The 15,625-nt window shown below is 41.3% G+C and carries 12 protein-coding genes and 1 tRNA gene; 11 read left to right on the top strand and 2 right to left on the bottom strand.

All coding sequences use genetic code 11. From position 1 onward, the window contains the following. Nucleotides 1-16: 16 nt before the first annotated feature. Both L650_RS0117945 and L650_RS0117940 read right to left on the bottom strand, forming a co-directional pair. On the bottom strand, nucleotides 17-1,573 hold the full coding sequence (locus L650_RS0117945; RefSeq protein WP_029773960.1) for a cryptochrome/photolyase family protein: 1,557 nt from the start codon (nucleotides 1,571-1,573) through the stop codon (nucleotides 17-19). 90 nt (nucleotides 1,574-1,663) lie between these two features. Continuing rightward, on the bottom strand, nucleotides 1,664-2,125 hold the full coding sequence (locus L650_RS0117940; RefSeq protein ID WP_029773959.1) for a globin: 462 nt from the start codon (nucleotides 2,123-2,125) through the stop codon (nucleotides 1,664-1,666). Between the two features lie 376 nt (nucleotides 2,126-2,501). Here L650_RS0117940 and L650_RS0117935 point away from each other — a divergent pair. The 11 genes from L650_RS0117935 to L650_RS0117885 form a co-directional block, all read left to right on the top strand. Further along, nucleotides 2,502-2,578 (top strand) — tRNA-Met (locus L650_RS0117935). 280 nt (nucleotides 2,579-2,858) lie between these two features. Then, nucleotides 2,859-3,314 (top strand): ribosome maturation factor RimP, encoded by a 456-nt coding sequence (gene rimP / locus L650_RS0117930; RefSeq protein ID WP_004585883.1) that lies wholly within the window; start codon nucleotides 2,859-2,861, stop codon nucleotides 3,312-3,314. 38 nt (nucleotides 3,315-3,352) lie between these two features. Continuing rightward, the gene (nusA, locus tag L650_RS0117925; protein WP_029773958.1) at nucleotides 3,353-4,852 is read left to right on the top strand and encodes a transcription termination factor NusA; all 1,500 of its coding nucleotides are present in this window, start codon (nucleotides 3,353-3,355) and stop codon (nucleotides 4,850-4,852) included. Between the two features lie 25 nt (nucleotides 4,853-4,877). Then, nucleotides 4,878-7,535, top strand: a complete 2,658-nt coding sequence (infB, locus tag L650_RS0117920; protein WP_004585885.1) for a translation initiation factor IF-2 — start codon at nucleotides 4,878-4,880, stop codon at nucleotides 7,533-7,535. Nucleotides 7,536-7,644: 109 nt separating this feature from the next. Then, complete coding sequence (gene rbfA, locus L650_RS0117915) at nucleotides 7,645-8,052, top strand: 30S ribosome-binding factor RbfA (protein ID WP_004585886.1); 408 nt, start codon at nucleotides 7,645-7,647, stop codon at nucleotides 8,050-8,052. Then, on the top strand, nucleotides 8,052-8,996 hold the full coding sequence (gene truB, locus L650_RS0117910; RefSeq protein WP_029773957.1) for a tRNA pseudouridine(55) synthase TruB: 945 nt from the start codon (nucleotides 8,052-8,054) through the stop codon (nucleotides 8,994-8,996). Before rbfA ends, truB begins: the two co-directional genes overlap by 1 nt. 109 nt (nucleotides 8,997-9,105) lie before the next feature. Then, entirely contained in the window at nucleotides 9,106-9,375 is a 270-nt protein-coding gene (rpsO, locus tag L650_RS0117905; protein WP_004585888.1) for a 30S ribosomal protein S15, read from the top strand. Between the two features lie 500 nt (nucleotides 9,376-9,875). Next, nucleotides 9,876-12,002 carry a polyribonucleotide nucleotidyltransferase gene (pnp, locus tag L650_RS0117900; RefSeq protein ID WP_024033789.1) on the top strand — a complete coding sequence of 709 codons (2,127 nt, stop codon included), beginning with the start codon at nucleotides 9,876-9,878 and terminating at the stop codon, nucleotides 12,000-12,002. A 140-nt stretch (nucleotides 12,003-12,142) separates the two neighbouring features. Then, nucleotides 12,143-13,021, top strand: a complete 879-nt coding sequence (gene nlpI, locus L650_RS0117895; protein WP_029773956.1) for a lipoprotein NlpI — start codon at nucleotides 12,143-12,145, stop codon at nucleotides 13,019-13,021. Then, on the top strand, nucleotides 13,005-14,138 hold the full coding sequence (locus L650_RS0117890; protein ID WP_085065521.1) for a hypothetical protein: 1,134 nt from the start codon (nucleotides 13,005-13,007) through the stop codon (nucleotides 14,136-14,138). Before nlpI ends, L650_RS0117890 begins: the two co-directional genes overlap by 17 nt. A 154-nt stretch (nucleotides 14,139-14,292) precedes the next feature. Then, nucleotides 14,293-15,625, top strand: a 1,333-nt coding sequence (locus L650_RS0117885; protein ID WP_029773954.1) for a proton-conducting transporter membrane subunit, incomplete at its 3' end; no start/stop codon positions are given.

Here is a 15,625-nt window from a genome sequence, read left to right as displayed (position 1 = left end):
GGCGGCTTTTTCGTTTTTATAACTCGTTTATATGCGTTAAATAATAATTTGCTTGGGCTAAGGTCTGCTGTTGAAGTTGGGGTGTTTGTTTATCCCAGTTTCTATAAACCATGCCAATGCGTGGGTTTTTTTCAAGTAATGCGCGGTGTTTATTCATAAATTGCCAATATAAGCTGTTGTAAGGACACGCCTTCTCAGCTACTTTTTGCTTAACATCATAATGACAGTTTTTGCAGTAATCGCTCATTTTATTGATGTAATTACCACTGGCTACATAGGGTTTAGTGGCGATAATAGCATCATCTGCAAATTGGCTCATGCCACGAGTGTTAGGCATTTCAACCCATTCAATGGCATCAATATAAACCCCTAAATACCACTGGTCGACTTCATTAGGGTCGATGCCTGTTAATAAGCAAAAATTACCAATGATCATTAATCTTTGAATATGATGAGCGTATGCGGTGTCTAAGCTCTGCGTTAATGCGTGGCTTAAACAGTTCATTTTTACATTACCCTGCCAAAAGTACTCCGGTAACGACTGGTTAGCCTGTAATTGGTTTTTTTGTGCATAGTCGGGCATGTTTGCCCAATATATACAGCGAACATATTCACGCCAACCTAGGATTTGCCTAACAAAGCCCTCTACTTGAGAAATCGAAATTGTGTCGGGATGAGCATTAAATTCGTCAATTACACGCCTAATAACGTACAGCGGGTGGATTAACTTGGCGTTTAAAGCAAATGATAAACGGCTATGGTACAAGCTGGCGTTATTTGTAACTTGGTCGGTCATTGCATCTTGAAACTGGCCGAAATTTTTTAGTAGGTGGATACAAAAATACTCTAAACACGTTTTGGCTTGTTTGCGAGTGAGCGGCCATGGCAGCTGCTGAGGATTTATTTCACCAAAGTAATTTACGTTATGTTTTTTAAGTCTGCTAATGATAGAGCTTACATCGTTATTAAATAATTTTGGCGGGGGGATAGCGTTTAAATCTGCTTTTTTAAATTTGTTTCTGTTATTACTATCAAAGTTCCATTGACCTCCTTGCGGGCTACTCCCATCCATAAGAATAGTGTATTGCTTTCGCATAGCACGATAAAAGTGCTCCATAGTCACATGTTTGTTTTTTTCAAACCGCTCGTTAATACGTTCAAATGGCAGCATAAAATGCTCGGTGTCATAGGCTTTAACGCGAAAACCAGACTCTTTTTTAAATTTACTTAGCTGTGCTTTGAGGCGAAATTCATCAGGGTATTGATAATGTATTTCACTGCAACGATACTGCTTGGCTATGCGCGTGAGTAAATTAGGCAAGGTTTTGTCTTGGTGGGTATCATCTAGGGTAAGGTGAAGCGTGCTGTAATCCGCGCTTTGTAAAGCTGTAGCAAAACGCTCCATCGCATAAAAAAAAGCACATAACTTTTGCACATGGTGCTTAACGTAATTGGTTTCTTGTTTTAACTCGGCAATTAAATAAAGCGTATTAGGCTCTTTTTCTTTAAACCACGAATGCGAAGCATTGAGTTGATCACCTAAAATTAGGCGCAACACTTTATAATGGGCCATAAACCACCTAAATTAAGTTGTACGTAAAAAGCGACAACGTGGATCTAGGTAGTTTGCTCATACATCCATAAAAGCTAAAGCTTGTATTACTTAAAGCTTACTTGTGCGAAGTTGAGTGATTTTTTGCTCAAGCGAAATAACATTTGTTTTGTTAAACAAAGTTGTATTAGCAAAACTTTCAAAATAACGAAGCGCTTTTTGCCAAGCAAACTGTGTTTGTGCGGTGAATAAACGCCCTAAGTGCTCGTTTAAGGTATCGTAAAAGGCATCGCACAGTAGCGATATTTCTTTTGGTGTAACGCCCATCTTTTTTAAGTATTGCAAGTGAAAGGTTAAAAATGGGACAACAGAAGATGGATTATCTAAATGCCTAACTATACGTTCTAAAACACAATATAAAATATAACTTTTTTCGTTAAAATAAGCGGCACTAGGGTACTGCATTGTTATATTTGACTCTTCAAGCTTTGCATGAAAGCGCGCGGTAAACGCATGAAAGTTTGGCTTAACTATATGCAAACTTTTAATTAACTGTGGCTGATAAGTATTCATTAGCAATCTCATTAAATTTTGTAATTTTTATTTTTATCCACATCGGTGAGCTTTTAGTATAGTGCGTTGCTCAAATATCGCACGTAATCTAAACGTAAAAAGCACAAAATTGTATCAGTTTTATGAATTTTAGATATTTTATTTATGAATATACGGCTTTTTACGTACATATTAGTGACGTTACGATTACCATTTTAACGTCTGCATAATCATAGTACATACTGGTGAAGCTTAAAATGGGGGTTCACTGATTTTATCAAACTTATTAGTTATTATGGTTGCTAATTACCCCGTATATCCTTATAATAGCCGCCATTGTTTAGCGGTTGATTAACCACTAACAGCGATATTGAATTTTAGGTTTAATATCTATTGGCGCGGGATGGAGCAGCCTGGTAGCTCGTCGGGCTCATAACCCGAAGGTCGTCGGTTCAAATCCGGCTCCCGCAACCAATTTTTATAGTAGGTATATCCTTACTAATTCTATATCGCGCATTCTAAGTAATGCGCGTTTTGCGTTTAAGCTAATGTAGTTTAATTTGGTCAGTGTAATGACCCGCAGCCAAGCTTGGCCTGAGGCCACACAGTTTTATGCTTTATTGGTGTGACGCCCCGCTTGGTTCGGGGCGTTGTTGTATCTGCACCATTGATTTATGGCTTTGTCATTAAATCAAAACTTAAACTCAGTATTTTAGGGCTATAAGCCCTTTTTTTGTTTGTATGGAGGATTTTCGTGACAAAACTTGAGCAAGATTTATTAACCATGCTTACGCCTGCAGTAGAAATGTTAGGCTTTGAATTACATGGTCTTGAGTTTGTACAAGCAGGCCGCCATTCTACCTTAAGGGTTTATATTGACCATGAGGATGGAATATCTGTTGATAATTGTGCGGATGCGAGTCGCCAAATTAGTGCGATTTTAGACGTCGAAGACCCAATTACAAATGAATATGATTTGGAAGTATCGTCTCCTGGTGTTGATCGTCCATTATTCAAACAAGATCATTACGAGAAGGCGCAAGGAGAGGAAGTACGTGTGCGTACTAAGCTTCCACAAGACGGTCGCCGTAATTTTAAAGGCGACTTAGTAGCAGTTAGCAGTGATATGATCACACTTAAAAGCGATGGCGAAGAGCACTTAATCATGCTTAGCAATATCGAACGTGCGAACATCATCGCAAAGTTTTAATTCGAGTGCGAAGGAATAGGGCAAGCGAGGCATTACCCATGGCAAAAGAGATATTATTGGTTGCTGAAGCCGTTTCCAATGAGAAAGCGGTTCCAAAAGAAAAGATTTTTGAAGCGTTAGAGTTCGCTCTAGCAACAGCGACAAAGAAAAAACACGATGGCGAAATTGAAGTACGTGTATCAATCGACCGTAAAACCGGTGATTACGACACGTTCCGTCGTTGGCAGATTGCAGAAGTTCAAGAAGATGGTTCTTTAGAAAACCCTTACAGCGAAATCACATTAGAAGCAGCTCAAGTTGAAGAACCTGACTTGCAACTGGGTGATTATGTTGAAGAACAGATTGAATCTATCAAATTCGACCGCATAACTACACAAATGGCAAAGCAAGTTATCGTACAAAAAGTACGTGAAGCTGAGCGCGCTTTAGTTGTAGAAGCTTATAAAGATCAAGAAGGCGAGCTAGTAACAGGTGTCGTTAAAAAAGCAACACGTGATGCAATCGTACTTGATTTAGGTAACAACGCAGAAGCGGTTATTTACCGTGACGATATGCTGCCACGTGAAAACTTCCGTCCAGGAGATCGTATCCGTGGTCTTCTTTACGAAGTTAAACCTGAAGCTCGCGGCGCACAGTTATTTGTAACGCGTTCAAAACCAGAAATGCTGATGGAATTATTCCGCATTGAGGTGCCAGAGATTGGCGAAGAAATGATTGAGCTTCGTGCTGCAGCACGCGATCCGGGTTCACGCGCTAAAATCGCCGTTAAATCTAACGACAAGCGTATTGACCCAGTAGGTGCGTGTGTTGGTATGCGTGGTGCACGTGTTCAAGCTGTATCATCAGAGCTTGGTGGCGAGCGTGTTGATATCGTACTTTACGATGACAACCCAGCGCAGTTTGTTATTAACGCAATGGCACCGGCTGAAGTCGCTTCAATCGTAATGGATGAAGACACTCATTCAATGGATATCGCTGTAGAAGCTGATAACCTAGCACAAGCAATTGGTCGCAATGGTCAAAATGTTCGTTTAGCAAGCCAATTAACTGGCTGGGAACTAAACGTAATGACTGTTGAAGACATGCGCGCTAAAAACGAAGCAGAGTCAGATAAGTTAATTAACTTATTTACTGAAAACTTAGATATTGATGATGAATTTGCATCATTACTTATCAACGAAGGTTTCTCAACACTTGAAGAAGTAGCATATGTGCCGGCTTCTGAGTTTTTAGAAATCGACGGCCTAGATGAAGAAACGGTTGATTTACTGCGCTCACGTGCAAAAGATGCATTAACCACTAAAGCGCTTAAAACGGAAGAAAGCTTAGAAGGTGTAGAGCCTGCTGAAGACTTACTTGCGCTTGAAGGCTTAGAGCGTCATCTAGCATTTGTTATGGCAAGCATGGGTGTAATTACACTTGAAGACTTAGCTGAGCAAGGTATTGATGAATTGGTAGATATTACAGAGCTGACACCTGAAAAAGCAGGTGAGCTAATTATGGCTGCACGTAATATTTGTTGGTTCGCAGACGAGTAATTTATTAACGGAGGTATTACACACTATGGCAGAAGTAAATGTTGAAAAACTAGCCGGCGATATAGGTACAACTGTTGATAAATTGCTTCAGCAATTTTCACAAGCGGGTATCACTAAAAAAGCAGGTGATAATGTAACTGAAGCTGAAAAAGCACAGTTACTTGATCACTTAAGCAAATCGCACGGTGGTACTGGTTCAGATGGCCCAGCACGTATGACTTTACAACGTAAGAGCAAAAGCACATTAAGTGTAACGGGCTCTACGGGTAAGGCAAAAGCTGTTCAAGTTGAAGTTCGCAAAACACGTACTTACGTGAAAAAGAGCGCAATGGAGCAAGAGCAAGAACAGCAACGTCTAGCCGCTGAAGAAAAAGCGCGTATCGAAGAGCAGCAAAAAGCTGCACAAGAAGCCGCTGAATTAAAAGCGAAACAAGAGGCAGAACGTAAAGCAAAAGAAGACGCTGATCGTAAAGCCAAAGAAGAAGCTAAACGCAAAGCAGATGCAGAGCGTAAAGCTAAACAACAGCAGATGACCCCAGAGCAAAGTGCTAAGTCTGAGAAAGATCGCATCGAAGCTGAGCGTCTGCAGAAAGAAGCAGAAGAGGCCGCATTGAAGAAAGCTGAAGAAGAAGCGAAACGTCAAGCAGAAGAGGCAAGAAAGCTAGCTGAAGAAAATGAAGCTCGCTGGAAAAAAGAAGAAGAAGAACGTAAGAAACGCGAAGAAACCGCGGATCACCATCTTACGACTTCTACTTATGCACGTGAGGCAGAAGATGTTGCCGATGCACGTGATGAGCAAGGTTCACGCCGCGCGAAGAAAAAGAAAAAAGCCCCAGCAAAAGATAAATTTGCAGGCGCTAAAGGCCGTAAAGGCAAGCTAAAAGCACCTACGTCATTGCAACATGGTTTCCAAAAACCAACTGCAGATGTTAAAAATGAAGTGCGTATTAGCGAAACAATTACAGTAGCTGAGCTTGCATCACGCATGGCTGTTAAAGGCGCTGAAGTTGTTAAAACAATGATGAAAATGGGTGACATGGTTACCATTAACCAAGTGATTGACCAAGAAACAGCACAACTTGTTGCTGAAGAAATGGGTCACAAAGTTATCATCGTTAAAGAAAACGAATTAGAGCAAACAGTACTAAATGACCGTCATGAAGATGGTAAGTCTGAGCCGCGTGCGCCAGTAGTAACTGTAATGGGTCACGTTGACCATGGTAAAACATCAACGCTTGATTACATTCGTTCAGCTAAAGTTGCATCAGGCGAAGCCGGTGGTATTACACAGCACATTGGTGCATACCACGTTGAAACTAACGGCAACATGATCACTTTCTTAGATACGCCAGGTCACGCCGCGTTTACATCAATGCGTGCACGTGGTGCTAAAGCGACAGATATCGTAATCCTAGTGGTTGCAGCTGACGATGGTGTAATGCCACAAACTAAAGAAGCGGTACAGCATGCTCGCGCAGCTGGCGTTCCTTTAATCATTGCTGTAAACAAAATGGATAAAGAAGGCGCAGATCCAGATCGCGTTAAAAACGAGCTAGCTCAGTTAGATGTTATCCCTGAAGATTGGGGCGGCGATACGCAGTACGTTCATATCTCAGCTAAAACAGGCTTAGGTATTGATGACTTACTTGAAGCTGTTCTTATGCAATCTGAGCTTTTAGAGCTTCGTGCTCCATCAGAAGGCATGGCAGCAGGTGTTGTAATTGAATCTCGTCTTGATAAAGGACGTGGTCCGGTTGCTTCTATCTTAGTTCAATCAGGTACCCTTAACCAAGGTGATATCGTACTGTGTGGTCTTGAATACGGCCGTGTTCGTGCAATGAAAGACGAAAACGGTAAAGACATTAAATCAGCGGGTCCTTCTATTCCTGTTGAGATTTTAGGTCTATCTGGTATTCCGGCTGCAGGTGATGAAGCGACTGTTGTTAAAGATGAGCGTAAAGCGCGTGAAGTTGCTTTATACCGTCAAGGTAAATTCCGCGACGTTAAATTGGCTCGTCAGCAAAAAGCGAAGCTTGAAAACATGTTTACTAACATGGCTGAAGGCGATGTATCAGAAGTTAACGTGGTACTTAAAGCAGACGTTCAAGGTTCAATCGAAGCAATTTCAGACTCACTAACTAAGCTTTCTACCGATGAAGTAAAAGTGAAGATTGTTGGTTCTGGCGTAGGTGGTATCACCGAAACTGATGCAACACTTGCTGCTGCATCTAACGCAATCGTAGTTGGCTTCAACGTTCGTGCCGATGCATCTGCACGTAAAGTGATTGATACTGAAAACTTAGACCTTCGCTACTACAGCGTAATCTACGCGCTAATCGAAGAAGTTAAGCAAGCCATGTCTGGTATGCTTGCTCCTGAGTTTAAGCAAGAGATTATTGGTCTTGCTGAAGTACGTGACGTGTTTAAGTCTCCAAAAATTGGCGCAATTGCTGGTTGTATGGTTACTGAAGGTACTATTAAACGCAGCGCACCTATTCGTGTACTACGTGATAACGTGGTTATTTACGAAGGTGAGCTTGAGTCACTACGTCGCTTTAAAGATGACGTTCAAGATGTTCGTAACGGCATGGAATGTGGTATCGGCGTTAAGAACTACAACGATGTTCGCGTTGGTGACCAAATCGAAGTATTCGAAACAGTTGAAGTACAACGTACACTTTAATTGCTCGTAAACTAAGATTGTAAATGGGGGCTTTGCCCCCATTTCTGTATCCATTATTTAATTAACTTATTATTTTAATTCAGTAAGTTATGATTTTAGGAAAACAATCATGAGAGAATTTTCTCGCACTGATCGTGTTGCTCAGCAAATTCAAAAAGAAATTGCTGTAATTTTACAACGCGAAATTAAAGATCCGCGCTTAGGCATGGTGACAGTGTCTGCGGTAGAAGTATCGCGCGATTTATCTTACGCAAAAGTTTTTATTACGGTGTTTAATACCGAAGATGAAAACAAAGCAAAAGAAAGCGCAAAAATACTTAACGAAGCAACGGGCTATATCCGCTCGTTACTGGGTAAGCGTATTCGTGCTCGTATAATGCCTGAGCTTAAATTTGTAGTAGATAACTCACTAATGGAAGGGATGCGTATCTCTAACTTAGTGGACTCGGTTATCCGCGAAGATAACGCTAAACATGTTGATGATGAAACTGATAGCGAAGAAGGCACTAAAGACTAATGGCAAGACGCAGTAAAGGCCGTCCGATTGATGGTATTTTGTTGTTAAACAAATCTCAAGGCATTTCATCGAACAAAGCCCTACAGCAAGCTAAAGGTATTTATTTTGCCCAAAAAGCTGGCCATACCGGTGCGCTAGACCCACTGGCCACTGGCATGCTGCCTATTTGCTTTGGTGAAGCGACCAAGTTTACCCAATTTTTGCTCGATACAGATAAAACCTATGTGGTAAGAGCAAAGCTAGGTGAGCGCACAACTACCTCTGATTCAGATGGCGAAGTGGTTGAAACCCGTGATGTAAACGTTACCACTGAACAGTTAGCTGCAGAAATTGAAAAGTTTTTAGGCGAGTCAGATCAGTATCCATCAATGTACTCAGCGCTTAAATATGAAGGTAAGCCTTTATATAAATACGCGCGTGAAGGCATTGAAGTACCGCGTAAATGCCGAAAAATAAACGTGTTTAGCTTAACGCTTGATGAGTTTGATGAAGCAAATAACGAAGTACAAATGACTGCCCATGTATCTAAAGGGACCTACATTCGTACTATTGTTGATGATTTAGGCGAAAACCTAGGCTGTGGCGCACATGTTATTATGCTGCATCGCTCAGCGGTTGGCCATTACCCTAAAGATAAAATGGTATCGCTTGAGCACCTTGAAACCTTGTTAGCTAAGGCTAAAGAAGAAGAGGTTGCCCCTTCTACATACCTTGATGAATTACTATTGCCAATGGATAGTGCATTGGTTGATTTACCCGTTGTAGAAATTAGCAAAGAGCAGGGTGTTTCGTTTAGCCATGGCCAAGCAGTCGTATTAGGCATTGATTTACCCGAAGGGGCAATTAAAGTTCTTGCTGATGGTGTGTTTATTGGTACCGGTGAGCGCAACCCTGACGGGCATTTAAAATCAAAGCGTGGCTTGTCTAATCAGCAACCCGAGTAAACTTTAACTTGTAGTTATTCTCATAGTTGGTAGAATACGCCCGCTTAATCGTTTTGGCTGAATTAGTGATCGGCTAAAGCACCTATTAAATTTAACTTTTGGAGTTATTATGTCACTAAGCAATCAAGAAAAAATCGATATCATTGCTAAATTTGCACGTGCTGAAGGCGACACTGGTTCACCTGAAGTACAAGTAGCTTTACTTACTTTTGATATCAACAAGCTTCAAGGTCACTTTGCTGACCACAAGCATGACTTCCACTCACGTCGTGGTCTGCTTCGTAAAGTAAGTACTCGCCGTAAATTGCTTGATTACCTTAAGGGTAAAGATATCTCGCGTTATACTGCGTTAATCCAAGAGCTTGGCCTACGTCGCTAAGAACTTGATTACGAGAAAAGGAGCTTTATAGCTCCTTTTTTTGCGCCTAAATTTAACGCTTCACACCCCATCGTTAATTTAACCTCCCTTTAATATAAATAACACCAACCTTGTGCTAGCACTTAACAATTAAGGGTAGGCAACGCTTGCAACCACTGCGTTAAAATTATCTTTAAGAACAATTTAATAGCGAATTATTCACCTAGCTATCTAAAGGTTTTTCATAGCTAAAAATTACACGCTTAATTAAACGCCTTTCTATAAAACAATTAAAAAATAATGTGGCAAAAGCGATTACGTTTTATCTTTGGGTAGGCTCGCAATTTTACGTCGCTTTGGTATATACTATGCGCGTAGATAAATAGGTTATCTGCAGTCATTAAAAATTTTGCCAATTGTAGTACTTAATTGATTTCCAACTGAATACAATTATGTACTGTAATTGGCCCTTTTAATGACACTTATTAATGAAATATAAAAACATTTAAGGAATATTTTAAGTGCAAGCAATTATTAAAGAATTTCAACTAGGTCAACACACAGTTACCCTAGAAACAGGTGCAATCGCACGTCAAGCAGACGGCGCAGTATTAGCAAGCATCGGCGACACGTCAGTATTAGTTACTGTAGTTGGTAAGCGTGAAGCTCAACCTGGTCAAGACTTTTTCCCACTAACAGTTAACTACCAAGAGCGTATGTACGCTGCGGGTCGTATCCCGGGTGGTTTCTTAAAGCGTGAAGGTCGTCCTAACGATGGCGAAACACTTATTGCACGTCTTATTGACCGTCCAATTCGTCCGCTTTTCCCAAATGGTTTCGTAAACGAAGTACAAGTTATTGCAACTGTTGTTTCTGTAAACCCTGAAATCCAACCAGATATGGTTGCGATGATTGGTACATCAGCAGCACTTGCTATCTCTGGCATCCCATTTAGCGGCCCAATTGGTGCTTCTCGCGTTGGTTACATCAACGGTGAGTACGTACTTAACCCTACACTAAAAGAGCTTGAAGAAAGCCAACTTGATTTAGTAGTTGCAGGTACTGATAACGCAGTACTAATGGTTGAATCAGAAGCTGACGTACTAGCTGAAGACGTAATGCTAGGCGCGGTTGTATACGGCCATGAGCAATCTCAAGCTATTATCAACGCAATCAACGAATTTAAAGCAGAAGCGGGCAAGCCTACATGGGATTGGTCTGCACCTGAGAAAAACGTATCGCTTGAAGAAAAAGTAGCTGAACTTGCTGCTGATAAAGTAGGTGAAGCTTACCGTATTACCGATAAAGTAGCGCGTAAAGAAGCATTAACTGCAGCAAAAGACGCTGTAATTGAAGCGCTTACAAGCGAGCTTGCTGAAGATGAAACACTTGATAAGCAAGAAGTAGGTAAAGTATTTGGTTCTTTAGAGAAGAAAATTGTACGTGGCCGCATCACTGCTGGTGAAAAACGTATCGATGGTCGCGAACCAGACATGATCCGTGCATTAGACGTAATGACAGGCGTATTACCACGTACTCACGGTTCTGCAATCTTTACTCGTGGTGAAACTCAAGCATTAGTTACAGCTACACTTGGTACAGAACGTGATTCACAGTTAATCGATGATTTAACGGGCACACACAAAAACCACTTTATGCTTAACTACAACTTCCCTCCATTCTGTGTAGGTGAAACTGGTTTTGTAGGTTCTCCTAAGCGTCGTGAAATTGGTCACGGTAACCTAGCTAAGCGTGGTATTTCTGCTGTAATGCCTACACTTACTGAGTTCCCTTACTCAATTCGTGTTGTATCTGAAATCACTGAATCTAACGGTTCGTCTTCAATGGCATCTGTTTGTGGTACGTCACTAGCTCTGATGAACGCGGGTGTACCAATTAAAGCGTCTGTTGCGGGTATCGCGATGGGTCTTGTGAAAGAAGGTGAGAAGTTTGTTGTTCTTTCAGATATCTTAGGTGATGAAGATCACTTAGGTGACATGGACTTTAAAGTAGCAGGTACTACTAACGGTATCACTGCACTACAAATGGATATCAAGATTGAAGGTATCACACAAGAAATCATGCAAATTGCGCTTAAACAAGCAAAAGCTGCACGTTTACACATTTTAGGTGTGATGGATGAAGCGATTTCTGCTCCTTCTGAAGAATTATCAATGTTTGCTCCTCGCATCTACACTATGCAAATTCCTGCTAAGAAGATTGCTGAAGTAATTGGTAAAGGTGGCGCTACAATCCGTCAACTTACTGAAGAGACAGGCACAACAATTGAAATTGAAGACGACGGTACAATTAAGATTGCTGCAACAGACGGTGAAAGCGCGCAAAACGCAATTACACGTATTGAGCAATTAACAGCAGAACTAGAAGTAGGTACTATCTACACTGGTAAAGTTGTACGTATTGTTGACTTTGGTGCGTTTGTAAACATTCTTCCTGGTAAAGATGGCCTAGTGCATATTTCTCAAATCAGCACAGAGCGTGTTAACAACGTAACTGACCACTTAAGTGAAGGTCAAGAAGTTAAAGTTAAAGTACTAGAAGTAGACCGCCAAGGCCGTGTACGTCTAAGCATTAAAGAAGCAATGGAATCAGCAGCACCTGCAGCTGATGAGTCGAAAGACGCATAATTGCTAAACTTTAACCCGTTAATATACGCGGGATAATAAAAAAGGGGCTGTTTAGCCCCTTTTTTTATGCTTTAATGAAACCTTATTAGACAAGGTCTGTCTTATTTTTATTGCGATATATCTTGGTATTAAGGATTTTAATGATACTCAAACATTTAGCTTTGGCATCTTTTGCTATTTTGTCTTTAAGCGCTTGCCAAACCACGACTGAATCAAAACCTACGCCGATTGTTAATGTGCCTTTTACTGCACCCCTTGCATCTGACTTTAGAAGTGAAATTGCGATTGCACGTTACTCTGAGCTATTAAATAGAGCCGATTTAAGTACCGAGCAACAAGCTAAGCTTTATTATGACCGTGGGGTATTATTTGATAGCTTAGGAATGACCACGTTATCGCGCATTGATTTTAACCGCGCTATAAAACTAAAGCCTGATTTAGCTGAGGTGTATAACTTTTTAGGTATCCAGCACACTTTAATGCAGCAATACGAAAAAGCGTATGAGTTTTTTGACTCAGCCCTTGAGCTTAATGAAGAGCATGAATACGCTTATTTAAACCGTGGCATTGCACTGTATTATGGTGAAAGAGCAAACCTAGCGCAAAGTGACTTTGATGAGTTTTTAGCGCGTTCACCCAACGATCCTTACCGTGTGTTATGGCTTTACCTTGCACAGTCACAAGAGGATAAACAACAAGCATTAGCGGCTCTTAAAACAAATGCTGCAGCCCTTGATGAATCGCAATGGGCGTATCAGTTAATTTCGCTTTATACCGGCGATATGAGTGAGCATACGTTTTTATCGGGTATTAGCGAGGGCGTTAAGTCAGAGCAAGAATACGCACAGCGCTTGTGCGAGGCGTACTTTTATTTAGCCAAAATGCACCAAGCAGCCGGAGAGCAGTTTTTAGCTGCTGATTACTTTAGGTTGGCATTATCCACTAATGTGCATGAGTTTATTGAATACAAATATGCACGTTTAGAGCTTGAGCTTATGGCTGGTGCAGACGCTAGTTAAATACCCGTGTTATCTGATTGGTTTGCTATTTAGCCTGCTTATTGCAGGCTCTAGCAACCAGTTAAGCAGCATTAGCTTTTGGCATGTACTTCACGCGCAGGCTAATCCGCTGCAAAGTTATTGGCAATTTCCCCGTTACTTTTCAAATAATATAGCGCATCTTCCCGAGCTGACCTTAGGCTTTTTAGCGCGTAAAAATATCCCATCAGCCCAGTACAATTATTCTTTAAAGCTGATTAATGCAAGCAAAAACGAACAAGCAAAGTTATTTTGGCTACAAAGTATTGAGCATGTTGGGCATAACAAGCGCCAACAACTCGCGCATGCTCTTTTAAAGCAAGGGCGCTGGAATGACCTTCAACTATTGTTAGCTCAAAACTTACTGCCTAAAGGCGCGGCATTTAACCATTTAGCGCTGCACAAAGGGAGTGACTATGAGCAAGTTTCGCCTTCCTTTTTACATCAGCTTGGTTTTGCAGCGTTAAATACACGCCCGCCGATTAACAATAGCTGTAGTTACAATGTGCTGCTATTAGGTGTAAATAGAGAAGCCTTGTTTAAGTTATCAAGTTTTGCCGCGCAGTATAATAAAAAACCTGAGCCGCAAAGCGGGGCGTATTGCTTAAGTAAACCGGTTTACGCTGGGGGCGCAATTGACTGCGCTACCACCTCGGGCATGGCTAATTGCCTATGGCAAAAGGCGTACTTAAAAGCGCAGTCTACTAACGGCTATGACTACACTGTTATTATGGGTACGAGCGGCAGCGCCAATGTAACAGGTAAAAAAATGCAGCTAAGTACCCAGGCAAACTATAATGTATTTTTGCATGAGCTAATGCACTTTAGTGGTTTTGAAGATGAATATACGCTGCCTATTTCTAAACAGCGCTGGCTGTGTAAACGCCAAGGATACGTGGCCCCAAATTTATATATTTCGCAAGGTGAGGCTGCGCCAAATGGATGGCACAAAAGCTTAAGCTGCCAGCAAGGCGGCGTGGCATATAAGCCAGCTAAGCAATGGTCAATTATGCAGTATCAACAACTAGGTTTATCAAAGCGGTACAGGGCTTTGTGGGTTGATCAAATCAATGCTGCTAAAACCGCTCAGCTTGATTAAATTTAAATCGATTAGGCTTGCTATCTATAGACAAAATGGCCGTTTATAAGTATAACTGTACGTATTAATGTCGTTTAAAAACAGACAGTAAAAGCATCTTTTCGTGATGTATAAAACGTAAGGATAAACTTATGATTATAAAAGGCCCTACATTATGACTTTGCTCTGGATACCTTTGTTATCCTTAATTGGCAGTGTTATTTCTTCATGCACCGGCAAACTATCCCGTACGCAAGCTGCAGCTGTCACTGTACTTGCCCCTTTAGCAGCATTAGGTATTACGCTATACCACACCCCCGCTATTTTAGCAGGTGAAACGATTCGTTATGCTGTAACGTGGATCCCCGCTGTTGGACTGGACTTATCATTTCGTCTTGATGGCTTGAGCTTACTGTTTATGTTTATGATTTTAGGCATAGGCATACTGGTAATTACCTACGCACGTTATTATCTGAGTAAAAACGACTCCTTAGCTAAGCTGTATAGTTACTTATTGTTGTTTATGACCGCAATGCTGGGCATTGTTATGTCTAACAATGTTATTCAGCTTTGGCTGTTTTGGGAACTGACCAGCATTAGCTCGTTTTTATTAATTAGCTATTGGTGGCATAAAACAGAAGCACGAAAGGGCGCTCGCATGGCGTTAGCTGTTACTGGTGCCGGTGGCTTAGCATTGCTGGCAGGTTTAATGTTAGTGGCCGATATAGTTGGCAGTTACGACCTAGATGTAATTTTAGCTAGCAAGGCAATTGTTCAATCACATGATTTATACGAAACAGCACTGGTATTAGTTTTGCTAGGTGCATTTACTAAATCGGCACAGTTTCCATTTCATTTTTGGCTACCTCACGCTATGGCAGCCCCAACCCCTGTTAGCGCGTATTTACACTCTGCGACTATGGTAAAAGCAGGTATATTTTTATTAGCGCGTTTTCACCCAGTACTTTCAGGTACAGATACTTGGTTTTTACTGGTTGGTTTAACCGGTTTAACAACGCTTTTATTTGGCGCTTATATCGCCTTATTTAAACACGATTTAAAGGGTCTGTTAGCGTACTCAACCATTAGCCATTTAGGGTTAATTACCCTGTTATTGGGCCTAGATACTGAGCTCTCTACTGTGGCGGCAATATTCCATATTATTAATCATGCCACGTTTAAAGCCTCGCTATTTATGGCAGCAGGTATAATTGACCATGAAACCGGCACTCGTGATATGCGTAAGCTTAATGGTATGTGGCGGTATTTACCGTATACGGCCACACTTGCCATGGTTGCGGCTGCTTCAATGGCGGGTGTGCCATTGCTTAACGGCTTTTTATCTAAAGAAATGTTTTTTGCCGAAACCTTACATCAGCAAGTGCTTGGCTCTATGTCGTGGTTAATCCCGGTGTTAGCCACTATTGCAGGGGCGTTATCGGTGGCTTATTCGTCGCGTTTTATTCACGATGTATTTTTTAATGGCGAGCCAATTGATTTACCACGCC

The organism is Pseudoalteromonas sp. TB51 (assembly GCF_000498055.1).
GTDB lineage: Bacteria > Pseudomonadota > Gammaproteobacteria > Enterobacterales > Alteromonadaceae > Pseudoalteromonas > Pseudoalteromonas atlantica.
Note: the sequence above shows the minus strand (reverse complement) of the source record. Positions and strands in the feature narration are given on the sequence as shown.